Raw genomic sequence first — 15,214 nt, 5'->3', positions numbered from 1 at the left:
CATTACGATAGTATGTATGACTGAGTTGAGGAACCCATGTGATTATTGCGGCAACAACCGTGGTATAGGCGACAGAAACCAAATATGGCATAACCCATTACGAGACCCAAGAGATTTACGTTTAGCTCGTATTGCAGGCCCGTGTAGCTTGGTAATTTTCGGCATTACCGGCGATTTGGCAAGGAAAAAACTCATGCCTGCCGTATACGATTTAGCAAATCGAGGGCTGCTTCCCCCAGGATTCGGTTTGACTGGCTTCGCAAGACGAGACTGGACCGATGAGCATTTCGTTAATTTTGTGCGTGAAAACATTCAGGAGCATTGTCGCACACCATTTCGCGAGTCAACATGGACGAACCTCGCCAAAGGTATCCGTTTTGTACGCGGAACTTTCGACGATCCTGCTGCCTTTGAACGTTTAAGTAATACAGTAAATGAGCTGGATCGAGACCGTGGAACTCGCGGAAACCACGCATTTTACATGTCTATTCCGCCTTCCAGTTTCCCTGTGGTTGCCAAACAACTAGCAGCTTCCGGCCTTTCGCACTCTTCTGAGCACGCGTGGCGTCGCGTAATTATTGAAAAACCTTTTGGTCACGATTTAGCGAGCGCGCGCGAATTAGACCGGGTTGTTTCGGAAGTTTTCGATCCTAATTCTGTGTTCCGAATCGACCATTACTTAGGTAAGGAAACAGTGCAAAATCTGCTTGCTTTCCGCTTTGCTAACGCCATGTACGAGCCGATTTGGAATGCGAATTATGTTGACCATGTGCAAATTACTATGGCGGAAGACATCGGCATTGGCGGACGCGCAGGTTATTACGACGGCATCGGCGCCGCTAGGGACGTGATTCAGAACCATTTGCTTCAGCTTATGGCACTTACTGCTATGGAAGAACCTGTAAGCTTCCGCGCTAGCGATTTAACTGCAGAAAAAACGAAGGTTTTGTCCGCTATCCGCTTGCCTCACGATTTAGCGGCGAACACTGCTCGCGGACAGTACGCAGCCGGTTGGCAAGGATCGTATAAAGCAGTTGGTTACTTGGAAGAGCAGGGAATCAATCCTGAAAGCACTACAGAAACGTATGCTGCAGTGCGATTAGACGTTGACACTCGCCGTTGGGCCGGAGTGCCGTTCTACTTGCGTACTGGCAAACGTTTAGGCAAGCGCGTTACGGAAATTGCCGTTATTTTTAAGCGCGCTCCACACTTGCCGTTTGAATCGACTGCGGTTCGAGAGCTTGGTAGCAATGCGATTGTGATTCGTGTGCAGCCTGACGAGGGTGTTACTATGCGTTTCGGCGCAAAAGTTCCTGGTGGAACTGCTATGGAAGTTCGCGACGTATCAATGGACTTTAGTTACGGACGTTCCTTTACTGAAAGTTCCCCTGAAGCTTACGAACGTTTAATTCTTGACGTACTTCTTGGTGAGCCTCCGTTGTTCCCAACTACTGAAGAAGTCGATTTAAGTTGGAAAATTCTCGATCCTATTGAAGATTTCTGGAGCACACTCGGCACTAAGCCGCAGCCGTACCGCGCTGGAACTTGGGGCCCTAAGGAAGCAGACGACATGCTTGCTCGCAATAACCGCCATTGGAGGCTGCCATGATTATCAACCTTCCTGATACCAACACAAGTAAGATTGCGGCTAAAATCGACGAATTGCACGAAGAACGCGGAGAATCTGCAACTGGCCGTGTACTTACGTTACTTATCGACACAACTCTTCAAGAACTAGAGCACGCGCTTGAAGCTGCGAATGCTGCCAGCCGCGAACATCCTTGCCGCGTAATTGCTATGGTTCGCGATTGGTCTAGTGAGCATGCTGCCGAGCGTGGAGAAATTGTGCCAAATCTTGATGCTCAAGTGCGTTTTGGTGCGGATGCTGGAGCTGGCGAGATTATTATTTTGTACCCGCATAACGGTTTAGTTCGTCACCCGGATACGCTTGTTATTCCGCTACTTGTGCCAGATGCGCCGATTGTTGCGTGGTGGCCGACGAACGCTCCGGAAGATCCTGCTCACGATTTGCTTGGAGCGATGGCAAGCAGTCGAATTACCGACGCTCAGCGCGCTGACGATACGCTTAAAACTGTTCAAAACTTACGCAAAAACTGGTCTCCGCAAGACGCAGACTTATCTTGGACTCGCCTTACTCCGTGGCGAGCACTGTTGGCTTCTATGCTCGACCAGCCGCCACATTTGCCAATCACGAGCGCGAAAGTTGTTGGCCCCGCTCACTATGTTTCTTTGCATTTGCTTGCGGCTTGGCTTAAGAGTAGTTTGCGCGTACCGGTTGAAATAGTTGAAAATCCTGATGCTCAAGCTATTACTTCCGTAACTTTAGAGCGCGAGGATGGTACGTTGTCGCTTACTCGCCCTGCTGGAGGAGATCAAGCTTTGATTAGTCTTCCTGGTCAGACCGCTCAGCCTATTGCGCTTCCTATTCGCACTTTGGATGATTGCTTAAGTGAGGAATTGCGACGCATTGATCCTGACGAAATTTATGCGCAGCTGGTGCGAGATAACCCTGCAGAAAATGCGTGAATCATTACGTGAAACAGCGCGTGAAACATTTTTAATGGCATAAAAGGAATAACTATGGCGGATAATGAAGTTACTTTTGCACACAACGCAAGCGTTTACGGCTACAATAATCCCGATGTGCTTTCAGCCGTTGCAGCTCAACGCTTGGCAATTCTTATTATGGAGTCACAAGCTAATGTGCAAAATCTCGACAAACCATTCCATTTACTTATTACTGGCGGCACGGATTCAATTCGCATGTTCCAAATGCTTGCTAGCAACCCACTTTTGACTGTGATTGATTGGGATTTAGTGCATATTTGGTGGGCAGATGAGCGTTTTGTAGCTTATGATAGCGAGGATCGTAACGCACGCAAAACTCGCGAAGCGCTGCTCGACTTACTTACTTCTCACAAAGCTTTGGCAGAATCTCATATTCACGAGATGCCTGCAGATGAGCGTAGTGCGGAGGAAATTGCAGCGGCCAGCGACGCTAAAAATGACGCTATTTTGGATGCTGCAGCGCGCGACTATGAGGAAGAAATCGTAGGATTGCTTGGCAAAGAGCCAGTATTTGATTTGGCAATTCTTGGTATGGGTCCGGATGCACACATGGCTTCGCTTTTCCCAGGATTACCGCATGTCAACAATCGCGAGCGCATTGTTGTTGGCGTAAACCACTCCCCTAAACTTCCTCCAATGCGATTGTCACTTACAGTTCCCGTGCTAGCTCACAGCAGTCGCACCTGGTTCTTGACTGCCGGCGCAGAAAAGGGCGCTGCTTTAATGAATTCACTTTCGGGAGCTAACAATCCTGAATATCCTGCGTCTTTTGCAAACGGAACTGACGAAATCTCTTGGCTAACCACCGCAGGCACATTGCAAGCTGCTATTGAGTGTATTGACTAGATTTCGCGAAATGCACATTAATTCAGCACAATAAAATACAGGCTTCTGCATAACAAATACAGAAGCCTGTTATCTATAAATATTATTTGTTTTAATCTTGCTTCACTTCTGGGCGATTAGGGTCTGCCCACAGAGTGTGGAATACTCCCGGTTCGTCAATGCGACCGTAGGTGTGTGCACCGAAGAAATCGCGCTGAGCCTGAATAAGAGAAGCTGGCAAACGCTTCGAACGCAAGCCATCGTAGTACGCAAGCAAGCTGGAGAATGCTGGCACAGGCACGCCATGCTCAACTGCTCGCGCAATAACACGACGCCAAGCAGCCTGCGACTTTTCAATAGCAGCCTTAAAGTACGGTGCGAAAAGCAACGAAACGCTCGCTTCACCGGACTCAAAAGCCTCGGAAACGCGATTCAAGAACTGAGCGCGAATAATGCATCCGCCTCGCCAAATGCGAGCAACAGCAGCCTGGTCAATCTTCCAATCATGCTCAATTGCCGCGGCTGCAATCTCATCGAAGCCCTGAGCGTAAGAAACAATCTTAGAAGCGTACAAAGCTTGACGAATATCCTCAATAAACGCCTTACGCTCAGCATCATTCAAATCAAAATGCACATCCGGACCAGTTAAACCCTGGCTTTCAGCAGCTTCACGCAAAGCAACCTGGCTGGAAAGTCCGCGAGCAAACACAGCTTCAGCAATACCCGTAACTGGTATTCCAAGCGAAAGAGCAGACTGCACAGTCCAAGTACCAGTGCCCTTCATGCCAGCGTGATCCACCATCATCTCAACCAAAGGCTTACCGGTCTTAGCGTCCTTTTGGCGAAGCACATCCGCAGTAATCTCAATCAAATAAGAATCAAGCTCGCCCTTATTCCACTCACTAAACACGTCCGCAATTTCGTCGGACTTCATACCCAAGCCACGAAGCATCAAATCGTAGCTTTCGGCAATAAGCTGCATATCCGAATATTCAATGCCGTTGTGAACCATCTTTACAAAGTGACCAGCACCGTCGGTACCAATATGCGTTACGCAAGGCTCGCCTTCCGCAACGGCTGCAATCGACTTCAAAATAGGGCCAAGAGTCTTCCAAGATTCCTCAGTGCCACCAGGCATCATAGAAGGACCACGGAGAGCGCCTTCCTCACCGCCAGAAACACCGCAACCAACGTAATGAAGACCGCGAGCGCGGATATCACGCTCTCGACGAATCGTATCTTCAAAGTAGGAGTTTCCGCCGTCGACAATAATATCTCCCGGCTCCATAGCGTTCGCAAGTTCCTCGATAACAGCATCCGTAGGAGCGCCAGCCTTAACCATAATGATTGCAGTACGCGGACGCTTCAAGGAAGACACAAATTCTTCAACGGTTTTTGCAGGAACGAAAGCGCCTTCTCTACCGTGCTCGTTCATCAAGGTTTCTGTGCGAGAATAATGGCGATTGTAAACAGCTACCGTATTGCCGTGATGCGCAAGATTGCGCGCTAAATTAGACCCCATGGCCGCCAAACCAACAACACCAATATTTGCCTGGGCTTCCGCCATAATGACACCTCTTATCTTGTATATTGTTATATTTTCCGCACGCACATAGCGCACTTAAGCAATCTGCACAATCTTAAAAAAGCACGCATAAGAAAGTACATAATTTTGCGTTACGCCCCTTCAAGAAACGCACCTTTAATTTTATAAGCCGATATGCACAAGATTTTTAATACGCAAAATACGAAAGTTGCACGATAAATTTTGTGATATAAATTACATCTTTAAGCTGTACAAATACGTTTTTATATTGGTAACAAAACACGACACGCTTACAAACACGCTATTTTTAACGAATCCCAACAATAACTATATGTAGTGTTTACGCAATCGACACACTACTATAAATAGTACTTATTTGGAGTAAGCTAACTATTTGGCTTTTGTTGATACAACCCGGAATTACCAAATTCCCCATCACCAGAGGAGATAAAAATGACTATTACAGTGTTTACTAAGCCTCATTGCCCACAGTGTGATGCCACCAAGCGACAGTTCACCAAACTCGGCGTGAATTTTGAAACTGTTGATTTATCCAAAAGTCCCGAAGCATTAGATCAGCTACGCAATGCAGGCTACCGTCAGGCACCTGTAGTAATTGCGCCAGACGCATCCTGGAGTGGATATCGCCCAGATTTAATTGCACAAATTGCAGATAGGCTCGGAACTTCCACAGAGCCAGCAAAAGAAGCTGAAAACAATGAGTGAACAAGAAAATATCGCACAACCAAGCGAGCCTGAAGCGCGAGCACAAGGCGAATCAATCGGAGCTGTAGTCTACTTTTCCTCAGTTTCCGAAAACACGTTACGATTTGTACAAAACTGCGACTTTCCAAGCAGTAATGTGAACGTGTACCGAATACCGCTTCGTCCGAAAGATCCGGAATTAAACGTGCGCGAACCGTACGTGCTAATCGTACCAACTTACGGCGGCGGAAATATTTCAAAAGCAATACCAATACAGGTGCGCAAATTCTTGAATAATCGCGAAAATCGCTCCTTTATTCGAGGCGTAATTTCTTCCGGAAATACGAATTTTGGTGACGCTTATTGCGCTGCAGGCGGTCAGATTGCCGGAAAGTGCGGAATTCCAAATATGTATTCGTTTGAGTTGACAGGAACAGCGGAAGATATTGAAAAAGTAGCGCAGGGAATACCGAAATTTTTAAAGCAACTAAAAGAAGCAAAAGAAACTAAATAAGCAAAAAGTACAAAAGTAACAAAAAAACCAGCGTTTGAAAAGCAAAAATAACGCACGAGGAAAGGAATAAAACCCATGAATAGCACGGATCCGATGAGCGAATCCACTTCGCTTAATCTTGATCACACTGACACTATTAGCACAACCGCCGGCAGCACGGCAGAACGCATTCGCAACAGCCGCGACTACCACGTTCTCAACGCCATGCTCGGTCTTTTCGACCCAGAAAAAGGCATTCAGTTTGATAAAGATCAGGAAGCAGAAAAGCTTTACGTTTCGGGTTACGTGCAAGAGCACAGCATGAAGTTTGCTTCTACTCGCGAGCGCTTGAAGTATTTGATTGACAACTACTACTACAACGGCAACGTGTTCGGAAAGTACAGCGACGAGTTTCTCGATAAATTCTACGAGCATGCAGAAGCCGCTCACCACACTTTTGGTACTTTCTTGGGCGCTTTTAAGTTCTACACTTCTTACGCTTTGAAGACATTCGACGGCAAGCAGTATTTGGAAAACTTCGCTCAGCGCGCAGCAGCTGTAGCTTTGGAACTCGCAGACGGCGACGAAAAGGCAGCCCTTAACTATTTGGACGAAATGCTTGCAGGCCGCTTCCAGCCGGCTACCCCAACGTTCTTAAATCTTGGTAAAGCTCAGCGCGGAGAGGCTGTGAGCTGTTTCCTCGTGCGTTTGGAAGATAATATGGAGTCTATTGCGCGCGGAATTAATTCCGCTTTGCAGCTTTCTAAGCGCGGCGGCGGCGTAGCACTTTTGCTTACGAATTTGCGCGAACTTGGCGCTCCTATTAAGCGCATTGAGAATCAGTCGAGTGGCGTTGTGCCTGTTATGAAGCTTTTGGAAGATTCATTCTCTTACGCTAATCAGCTTGGCGCTCGTCAGGGCGCTGGGGCTGTGTATATTAGCGCTCACCACCCAGATATTATGCGTTTCCTTGACACTAAGCGCGAGAACGCGGACGAGAAGATTCGTATTAAGTCGCTTTCCTTGGGCGTCGTAATTCCAGATATTACTTTTGAGCTTGCTAAGCGTAAGGAAAAGATGGCTTTGTTTAGCCCTTACGATGTTGAGCGTGAATATGGCAAGCCTTTTGCAGACATTTCTGTTACCGAACATTACGACGAGATGGTTGCAAATCCTCGTATTCACAAGAAGTACATTGATGCCCGCGAATTCTTTATGACGCTTGCGGAAATCCAGTTTGAATCTGGCTACCCTTACATTTTGTTTGAGGATACTGTGAATCGCACGAATCCTATTGAGGGCCGCATTACTATGAGCAACTTGTGCTCCGAGATTTTGCAAACTCAGGAAGCAAGCACTTATAATGCCGACTTGTCTTATAGCCACGTTGGTCGCGATATTTCTTGCAATCTTGGCTCGCTTAATATTGCTAAGGCGATGGATGGTGACTTGGGTGCAAGCGTTGATTTGGCTGTGCGTGCGCTCACTTCTGTTTCGGAGCACACTTCGATTGATTCCGTGCCTTCAATTCGTCGCGGAAACGCGGAAGGCCACGCTATTGGCTTGGGTCAAATGAATTTGCACGGTTTCCTTGCTCGCGAGCATATACAGTACGGAAGCGAAGAAGCTCTTGACTTTACAGATATGTACTTTATGACGGTTGCTTACCACGCTTATAAGGCTTCTCACGCTTTGGCTGTAGAGCGCGGCCACGCTTTTGCAAGCTTTAAGACGAGCGCTTACGCTAAGCCTGCTGGCAAAGGCAACTATTTCGATAAGTATACGGACGGAAGCCGTTCGTTGGAACCTCGCACTCAAAAGGTTCGCGATTTGTTTGCTCGTTTTAACGTTGCTATTCCAACCGTTTCGGACTGGGAGCAGTTGCGCGACGAGATTTTGCGCGATGGTATTTACAACGAGTATTTGCAAGCTGTTCCTCCAACTGGTTCAATTTCGTACATCAACCATTCCACGAGTTCGATTCACCCGATTGCTTCGCGCATTGAGATTCGTAAAGAAGGCAAAGTTGGCCGCGTCTACTACCCTGCCGCTTATATGACGAATGACAATATGCAGTACTTTAAGGATGCTTACGAGATTGGCTGGAAGGCGATTATTGACACTTACGCTGAAGCAACTCAGCATGTGGATCAGGGATTGTCTCTTACTTTGTTCTTCCCAGACACTACGACTACTCGCGATTTGAACAAAGCTCAGATTTACGCATGGCGTAAGGGCATTAAAACTCTTTACTACATTCGTATTCGCCAGAAGGCTTTGGAAGGTACGGAAATCGAGGGTTGCGTAAGCTGCACACTGTAAGCCGTAGCGCTGAAAATCTTAGCGCTGTAAATCTTTCACAGATTAAATCAAAAACTTAAAAATTTTATAAAACGTAAACACAAAATCAGGAGTAATTATGACAGAACTCAGCCCAACCGAGCTCGACCCAACAGCACTGCGCAGCAGTCTCGATAAGCCTTTCGGCACGAACCGCGTAATCGCAAGCGACGAGATGATGGCAGCTTCTATCACCCCAGCTCAGTATCGCTACCATCACGGTTCGCGCGTGCGCCCAGTTAATTGGAATAATATTGTTGATGACAAGGATTTGGACGTTTGGAATCGTCTTATTGCTAACTTCTGGCTTCCAGAAAAGGTGCCGCTGAGCAACGATATTCCTTCCTGGCGTTCCCTCACCGACCTTGAACGCAAGACCACTACTCGCGTTTTTACAGGCTTGACTTTGCTTGATACCAGCCAGGCAACTATTGGCGAGCTTTGCCAGATTGAGCACGCGCGCACTGAGCATGAGCAGGCTATTTACACGAATATTGCTTTTATGCAGTCGATTCACGCTCGCTCCTACTCCTCTATTTTCTCCACTCTTTGCTCTAGCGAGGAGATTGATGAGGCTTACCGTTGGGCTGTTGGTAACGACGTTTTGCAGCAGCGCGTTACCACAGTGCTTTGCGAGTATGAGAGCGAAGATCCACTTAAGCGCAAGATTGCTGCAACTATGCTTTCTTCGTTGCTTCTTTACGCGGGATTCTACCTTCCGCTTTATTTTGCTTCTCGCGGCAAGATGATGAACACTGCCGACATGATTCGCTTGATTTTGCGTGATAAGGCGATTCACGGCTATTATTCTGGCTACAAGTTCCAGCGCGGTTTGGAGCTTAGAAGCGAGAACGATAAGAAGAATCTTGAAAAGTTCACTATGAACTTGCTCGACACTTTGTACGATTTGGAAGTTGAGTATTCTGGTCAGATTTATGAAGGATTTGACTTCCACGATGACGTTTTTGATTTCGTTCGTTACAACGCTAACAAGGCTTTGATGAACCTTGGCTACCCAGCTAAGTACAGCGAAGAAGAGACTCACGTAAGCCCTGAGATTCTTGCGGCTCTTTCTCCTGCAGCCGACGAAAATCATGACTTCTTCTCCGGCTCTGGTTCCAGCTACATTATGGGCAAGTCTGTTGAAACCGACGACGACGATTGGGACTTCTAATCGCTAGTCGCTAACCACTAGTCACTTTACTAATTAGTTAGGTTGCTTATGCACTTTCATAAGCAACCTTTTTTATTTAATTATTTAAGAATATTTCCGTTTTGTAACTATTTTTAAATAGAAGCGTACTTATGGAGTTATCGTGGCAAATTTTGCCAATTTTGCAATTTCTGCCACGATAACGTGTGCTTTAGTAATAATTGTGTACACAATGGTGCTACTTTGGCATTACGTTGGGTGCTGTAGGTCTGTTATAATAAAGCAAAGCATGAATAACAAATTCATGATTTTGAGCTTAAAGGAAACGACATGACTTCTACAAAAACAGCTAGAACAGGCAGATTAAGTGTAAGAGTTAATCCAGAAATACGAGATAGTGCATCGCAAGTTCTTGAACATTATGGTCTTGATATGAGTTCAGCAGTCAACTTATTTTTGTATCAGATTGTAAATACGCAACGTTTCCCATTTTCACTTGAAAGTTCTCCGTACGAGCACGCTATTGATGAAGCTATGAAAGAAAAACCAATAGCTGCAGGTAGTGTAGACGATTTTGCTGAGCTGATGCGCAATGCCTAAACCTCCGTTTTATAGTCCAATCTATCTGCGAGATGTTAAGAAATATAAGCAGAAGCATTACGATATTGAGCAAGTAATCAATATTGTAAGACTTATTTGCAATGGTGCAGATTCTCGCGAGCTTGCAACTTATAGAGATCATATTCTTAAAGGCTCATATAAAGGCGTGCATGAATTGCATGTGTCTGCAGACGTTCTACTGTTGTATCAAGTTAAAGAAGATTGCATTATATTTCTACGCTTAGGATCTCACGACGACTTATTCTAGCTAGCAAAAACTGCCACGATAACTGATATGACTGTTTACTTATTATTGCAAAACTGTATCCTACAGGATAAAATATTTTTATGGAGATACTTAAAACAGATGAATATCGCAATTGGATGAAAGAAGAAATGGTAAATATAAGTAAATGGGATGCGAGTGAGTATCTTGAGGACGATGATGATGTTATTGCATATCTCAATGCCGCAGCAGAACTTAATGATCCTCGCTTGTTGCAAGCTGCTATAGGCGATATTGCAAAAGCTAAAGGAATGAAAGAGATTGCTCAAAAAGCTGAGGTCGGAAGGGAAAGCCTTTACAAAAGCTTAAGACGAGACGGCAATCCTAGCTTCCAAACTATTGCGAAGGTTGTTCAAGCGTTAGGCGGACGTATTGCAATAGAACCCGCAAATGCATGACATACCAAGTTATCGTGGCAGAAAATGCAAAATTAACAAAAACTGCCACGATAACGTGTGATTATTGCTACGCAATATAGTCTCGTAACTATTGTCCCGTAATCAATTAAAAAACATTGTTTGCGCGTCAACAAAGTTGATGCTTGTTTTAGCATGACGAGGATTGTAAGAAGTTGGATACTTTGTAAACAGGATAAATATTTTCTTATAATCGCGATTTTTTGCATTCTCAACTAAAGTTGCTTGCTGCAACAACTTGCTCACTGTTTCAGCTTCGTTAAGATTATTACGCCACTTACATTCTGCAATAATAAGCTGCTTGTTAATATCGTCTTCTGCAACAATATCGATATCGGTTTGTTCACGAGCAATAGGATCAGTACCCCACCATTTACCTAACTTAGTTGGTAAAAAGTCCATTCCACCAATTTTGCATTGGCGCACAATCCACTGTTCGCACATTTTCTCAAACTGTTGACCCACAAAAGTACTAAACACTTCATGCTCGCTACCAAGAACACTACTTGCGGCAGCGTGTGAAAGTCCGCGTTCAATCAATCCTTTATTAGGCGCTACAAACCTATACCAATACGCAAAAAATGGGTCGCAAATCTGCCATAATCCTTTTTTGCAATGAAGTGGATTCATACCGAATGGAATATTTCTTTCAATTAATCCAAGGCCTTCTAATGTTTTCAAATACACGTTCACTGATGTAGCCGGCAATCCAATACGACCCGATATTAAAGTTGGAGTATTGCATCCCGTTGCAAGAGCATTGAGCACACTATTGTATGTTGAAGGATCGCGCAATTCTTGGCGCATAAGCATGTCTGGTTCAGCGTACAAAATTCCCGAAATGTTAAAGCATAATTGCTCAAGATTTTCCGCAAACGGAGAGTTATTATCTAACTGTTCAATATAGTATGGTGTTCCTCCAAGAGATGCAAAATAGTTGATTTTATCTTCCCAAGTAGCATTATTTGGCATAAGTTCAGCTGCTTCAAAAAGATTAAATGGTTGCAAGCGAATCTGTGCGGTACGTCTTCCGTAAAGTGGACTTTTTTTACCAAGCACTTCACTTTCCATGAATCCTTCGTTGCTGCCGCACAAAATAAGAGTCATGTTCGTGTTCTTAAATTTATGATCTATTGCGACTTGGAATGTTGACGCTAAGGATTTATCTGCTTGAGCTGCATAAGGAAATTCGTCGAAAACTAGAATAAGTGGAGATTGAGAAGCGATTTGATTTGCACTGCTAGATTGTTGCGCAACAAAATCAAGAGCGTCGTTCCAATTATTGAACGATCCTGTAGTTGCTGGTAGATTGAAGAAATCGTACACAGTTCGCGAGAAATCACGCAAATTCTCAATATTGGTTTGTTCGCGAGCAGTAAAAAGTATTGCGCGTTTATTTTTACAAAATTGTGAAATAAGCGAAGTTTTTCCTATTCGTCTTCGGCCATAAACTATTGCCATCTGGAACGAGTGTTTGCTGTTTTCATACAACTTTTCAAGTACTTGTAACTCGTCTTGTCTGCCAACAAAAACCATATTCCACCTGCCGCTACGCTAATATTGCAATATTTTTCAGCGCATCTTATAGCTGCTGATTCTGCGCTCAAGTTAATATAATCGCGATTATTATAATCGTAATTATAATAATCTAAATTATATTATTTTGCAATATACTCAACGCAGTCGCGCGTTATTGTGGCAGAAAATGCAAAATTAGCAAAAACTGCCACGATAACGTATATAAAAAGCAACGAAACAGAATTTTGCATCACAGATTAACCGCTTACTTGCATCTGCTGCGCAAAGGCGCGTCCAAATACTCGATTGAAAAGCGTCGTTAGCATTTCTTGTTGACGCAACGAATAAGTAAATCTATCATGTCAGTGGGAGGCACATTGCCCCCCCCCCCAATAAATAAGTTGGAGGTTTACGATGAAGAAAATTTCACGTATTGTATCGACAGTAGTACTAGCAGTTTCCATGGCATTGGTTCCATGTGCTACTGCATATTGGGATTGTAAATAATCTGTATGTATGAATAACTTATTATAGGGGATGCGATGTCTCGATTGTTGCGTTCATTGTCATGCGCACTTGTTCTTCTGCTTGCATTATTTGCATCGCTGTTAGGTTTGACAAAAATGAACGACTCCTTGAGCGATTGTATTGCTATATATCCGCAAACGAGTCGCCTTTTTTCATTACGCGGTGTGACAGAAGACAAAGCTGATCAAATTTATGCATTACTCAAGAAGACTGTTGCTCAGCATAATGCTTTTGTGGTTCGTAATGATATGCGCTTGGCAGCGAGTGATGCTGGTGTAGATGGTTTTGAGCTTGGCATATTTGGCAATCCGCGGGGTAAAGATGATTTGCTTACTTTGTCGTATCTCGGAACGCCGATTCTGACATCGCATGCCTTTACGCAATTATTGCACAGCGAAAGTAGCAAAACGCTTGGACTTGATATGGCAAAAGCAGATATGCTTGCTGATCTTCCCGCTATTTCCATTGAGGGTTCGCGTTTAGTTGTTCGTCAATTAGATGCCCTCGTCAACAATAGTAAAACAAAGCTTGGTGATTACAGGATTGTGGGACTTTCCAATCGAGACTACCATGCATTAGTTACTCAAGCTGCTCGCATCGCTGGTACGACCTACCAAGATTTTCAACGTGGAAAATCTGGAATAGCACGATCCAATAGTTTTAATCAACTTACTTTTATTATTGTTTGCATTGTAACAGTGTTGCTTCTTGGCATTACGATAATTGCTGATGGGTATCTTTCGTATAGAACATTGGGAAGCTACTTATTGTTGGGTTGGTCGCGTTCATCGTTTGCTTTGCGTCACCTTATGCCGATGCTTGTTTCAACGCTCGCTGTATATCCTCTTGTTTGTATCGTGATGAGTTTATTTACTCGCGGATTTATATGGAATATTCAATTGTTAATGCAGGCGCTGATTATAGCGTTGCCAGTTATTGCAGTTGTGTTGCTTCTCAGTGCATTAGTTATTTTGATGATTATTTCTGTGAAACCAGTAGATGCAATTCGTAATCGTATTACCAAACGCGGTATGCTTATTGCTCTTGCACTCGTTTATGCTATTGCATCAACATGCGTATTAGAAGGTGTGCATAGCATAGATGGGCCAATAGGCGAGTTGACGAAAAGTGTGGAAGTTGCTCGTTTGTGGCATCCTGTATTAAACCAGAGAATTATGTATCACCGTCTTGTAGGGCAAGATGGTGCTTCGGTATCTGGTCAATCGACGCAGTATGCCAAAGATGCTTTTGCATGGTATCGTTCTATTGAGGATAAGCCAGGAGTAAGGCTTGTTTACACAAGTTTCTTTGATGCGGATATACTACAAGATTGGCGCAATGGTAGCGTATATAAGCATGTGCCTTCTAAGCCATTCTGGTCGTTTGTGGCATCTCCTAAGTACTTGCAAGATCAAGGGTTTACTGTAGATAGCGATGTCAAAAACCTTGCTCGTCAGGGTGTGCGCATTTACTTCATTCCCGATACGTATAATCCTCAAGAGCAGACTTCGATGAGGCGGTGGCTTCAAGAGTCAGACAACTTAACGTCTACTGATGTTTCGACCAAGTTTACTATGCATCCACAATTCGCATTCCGCACGTATCATCCTTCTCGCGAGTGGTTTAACTGGTCCACAGATATCCATCATAAGGTTATTGTAAAAGATCCTATTATTTTTTATGCGACGAGTGATAATTTGAATGCGTCTGAAAGTGAATCATTACTTGCTGGCGGTCTTGACAATAGTTATATTAAATTGAATGATCAAGCAGCAGCTCGATATCTGAGCGACGCTTATACTGCACGGTATCATCTTGATGATAATCATCTTCAATTCTTACAAGTAGGAGAATGCATTGCAGGCTATCAAAAGACGATTATGCAGACGTTGCAATTGTTTGGTAGTGTAATTCTGCTTATTACCCTGCTTATGTTGATATTGCTTATAGCGGTTATTGCTATGTTTGCAGCATGTTATCAAGAAAGTATTGCAGTGAAACGATTGCTTGGTTTTTCGCTATTACGCATATTTTCTATGCCGTTCTTGCTTGTGGGAATCGTTCAAGGAGCGCTTTTTGTTATTGCTTCGATTGAACGTACTCGTTCTGGCATGATATATGTGCTGATTTCGGCAATTATTGAACTCATATTATTGACGATACAAACATATTATTTGAGTAATAAACACATTACTTCTATGGTAAAGGAGTAGTT

The 15,214-nt window shown here is 44.2% G+C and carries 13 protein-coding genes; 11 read left to right on the top strand and 2 right to left on the bottom strand.

Annotation, left to right across the window (positions count from 1 at the left end):
• The first annotated feature begins 16 nt into the window (after window positions 1–16).
• From zwf to pgl, 3 genes are read left to right on the top strand one after another with little or no spacing between them, the layout of a single operon-like run.
• Window positions 17–1,609, top strand: coding sequence for a glucose-6-phosphate dehydrogenase (zwf, locus tag AXE77_RS03685; protein ID WP_240612644.1), 1,593 nt, complete (start codon window positions 17–19; stop codon window positions 1,607–1,609).
• On the top strand, window positions 1,606–2,547 hold the full coding sequence (locus AXE77_RS03680) for a glucose-6-phosphate dehydrogenase assembly protein OpcA (protein WP_116712198.1): 942 nt from the start codon (window positions 1,606–1,608) through the stop codon (window positions 2,545–2,547). The genes zwf and AXE77_RS03680 overlap by 4 nt, the downstream gene beginning before the upstream one ends.
• 54 nt (window positions 2,548–2,601) lie before the next feature.
• Window positions 2,602–3,435, top strand: coding sequence for a 6-phosphogluconolactonase (gene pgl, locus AXE77_RS03675; protein WP_116712197.1), 834 nt, complete (start codon window positions 2,602–2,604; stop codon window positions 3,433–3,435).
• Window positions 3,436–3,526: 91 nt separating this feature from the next.
• Here pgl and gndA read toward each other — a convergent pair whose 3' ends face one another.
• Window positions 3,527–4,981 (bottom strand): NADP-dependent phosphogluconate dehydrogenase, encoded by a 1,455-nt coding sequence (gene gndA, locus AXE77_RS03670; RefSeq protein ID WP_116712196.1) that lies wholly within the window; start codon window positions 4,979–4,981, stop codon window positions 3,527–3,529.
• A 432-nt stretch (window positions 4,982–5,413) separates the two neighbouring features.
• Between gndA and nrdH the strand changes: the two genes are divergently transcribed.
• The 7 genes from nrdH to AXE77_RS03630 all read left to right on the top strand — a co-directional run bounded on the left by nrdH (window position 5,414) and on the right by AXE77_RS03630 (window position 10,935).
• Window positions 5,414–5,686, top strand: coding sequence for a glutaredoxin-like protein NrdH (gene nrdH / locus AXE77_RS03665; RefSeq protein ID WP_116712195.1), 273 nt, complete (start codon window positions 5,414–5,416; stop codon window positions 5,684–5,686).
• Window positions 5,679–6,179: a class Ib ribonucleoside-diphosphate reductase assembly flavoprotein NrdI gene (nrdI, locus tag AXE77_RS03660; RefSeq protein ID WP_116712194.1), complete on the top strand. Its 501-nt coding sequence runs from the start codon at window positions 5,679–5,681 to the stop codon at window positions 6,177–6,179. The genes nrdH and nrdI overlap by 8 nt, the downstream gene beginning before the upstream one ends.
• Before the next feature lie 75 nt (window positions 6,180–6,254).
• Window positions 6,255–8,480, top strand: coding sequence for a class 1b ribonucleoside-diphosphate reductase subunit alpha (gene nrdE, locus AXE77_RS03655; RefSeq protein ID WP_116712193.1), 2,226 nt, complete (start codon window positions 6,255–6,257; stop codon window positions 8,478–8,480).
• 97 nt (window positions 8,481–8,577) lie between these two features.
• Window positions 8,578–9,672 carry a class 1b ribonucleoside-diphosphate reductase subunit beta gene (nrdF, locus tag AXE77_RS03650; RefSeq protein WP_116712192.1) on the top strand — a complete coding sequence of 365 codons (1,095 nt, stop codon included), beginning with the start codon at window positions 8,578–8,580 and terminating at the stop codon, window positions 9,670–9,672.
• Window positions 9,673–9,981: 309 nt separating this feature from the next.
• A complete protein-coding gene (locus tag AXE77_RS03640; RefSeq protein ID WP_116712191.1) occupies window positions 9,982–10,251 on the top strand; it encodes a type II toxin-antitoxin system RelB/DinJ family antitoxin in 270 nt (89 codons plus the stop codon).
• The gene (locus AXE77_RS03635; RefSeq protein ID WP_012913985.1) at window positions 10,244–10,519 is read left to right on the top strand and encodes a type II toxin-antitoxin system RelE/ParE family toxin; all 276 of its coding nucleotides are present in this window, start codon (window positions 10,244–10,246) and stop codon (window positions 10,517–10,519) included. The genes AXE77_RS03640 and AXE77_RS03635 overlap by 8 nt, the downstream gene beginning before the upstream one ends.
• Before the next feature lie 128 nt (window positions 10,520–10,647).
• Window positions 10,648–10,935 (top strand): addiction module antidote protein, encoded by a 288-nt coding sequence (locus AXE77_RS03630; protein WP_116712287.1) that lies wholly within the window; start codon window positions 10,648–10,650, stop codon window positions 10,933–10,935.
• Window positions 10,936–11,037: 102 nt separating this feature from the next.
• Here the strand turns inward: AXE77_RS03630 and AXE77_RS03625 are convergent, their stop codons facing one another.
• The gene (locus AXE77_RS03625) at window positions 11,038–12,489 is read right to left on the bottom strand and encodes an ATP-binding protein (RefSeq protein ID WP_116712190.1); all 1,452 of its coding nucleotides are present in this window, start codon (window positions 12,487–12,489) and stop codon (window positions 11,038–11,040) included.
• Window positions 12,490–13,013: 524 nt separating this feature from the next.
• On the opposite strand from AXE77_RS03625, the gene AXE77_RS03615 reads away from it, so the two are divergent.
• Window positions 13,014–15,212 carry a hypothetical protein gene (locus AXE77_RS03615; RefSeq protein ID WP_116712189.1) on the top strand — a complete coding sequence of 733 codons (2,199 nt, stop codon included), beginning with the start codon at window positions 13,014–13,016 and terminating at the stop codon, window positions 15,210–15,212.
• Window positions 15,213–15,214 lie beyond the last annotated feature (2 nt).

The organism is Gardnerella massiliensis (genome assembly GCF_003408845.1).
Classification (GTDB): domain Bacteria; phylum Actinomycetota; class Actinomycetes; order Actinomycetales; family Bifidobacteriaceae; genus Bifidobacterium; species Bifidobacterium vaginale_H.
The sequence above is the reverse complement of the archived record's forward strand: the minus strand, read 5'-3'. Positions and strand labels throughout refer to the sequence as shown.

Bases quoted from the DNA above. Each gene is read 5' to 3' on its own strand.
- zwf (WP_240612644.1), top strand. From the start codon at position 17: ATGACTGAGTTGAGGAACCCATGTGATTATTGCGGCAACAACCGTGGT.
- AXE77_RS03680 (WP_116712198.1), top strand. From the start codon at position 1,606: ATGATTATCAACCTTCCTGATACCAACACAAGTAAGATTGCGGCTAAA.
- pgl (WP_116712197.1), top strand. From the start codon at position 2,602: ATGGCGGATAATGAAGTTACTTTTGCACACAACGCAAGCGTTTACGGC.
- gndA (WP_116712196.1), bottom strand. From the start codon at position 4,981: ATGGCGGAAGCCCAGGCAAATATTGGTGTTGTTGGTTTGGCGGCCATG.
- nrdH (WP_116712195.1), top strand. From the start codon at position 5,414: ATGACTATTACAGTGTTTACTAAGCCTCATTGCCCACAGTGTGATGCC.
- nrdI (WP_116712194.1), top strand. From the start codon at position 5,679: ATGAGTGAACAAGAAAATATCGCACAACCAAGCGAGCCTGAAGCGCGA.
- nrdE (WP_116712193.1), top strand. From the start codon at position 6,255: ATGAATAGCACGGATCCGATGAGCGAATCCACTTCGCTTAATCTTGAT.
- nrdF (WP_116712192.1), top strand. From the start codon at position 8,578: ATGACAGAACTCAGCCCAACCGAGCTCGACCCAACAGCACTGCGCAGC.
- AXE77_RS03640 (WP_116712191.1), top strand. From the start codon at position 9,982: ATGACTTCTACAAAAACAGCTAGAACAGGCAGATTAAGTGTAAGAGTT.
- AXE77_RS03635 (WP_012913985.1), top strand. From the start codon at position 10,244: ATGCCTAAACCTCCGTTTTATAGTCCAATCTATCTGCGAGATGTTAAG.
- AXE77_RS03630 (WP_116712287.1), top strand. From the start codon at position 10,648: ATGGTAAATATAAGTAAATGGGATGCGAGTGAGTATCTTGAGGACGAT.
- AXE77_RS03625 (WP_116712190.1), bottom strand. From the start codon at position 12,489: ATGGTTTTTGTTGGCAGACAAGACGAGTTACAAGTACTTGAAAAGTTG.
- AXE77_RS03615 (WP_116712189.1), top strand. From the start codon at position 13,014: ATGTCTCGATTGTTGCGTTCATTGTCATGCGCACTTGTTCTTCTGCTT.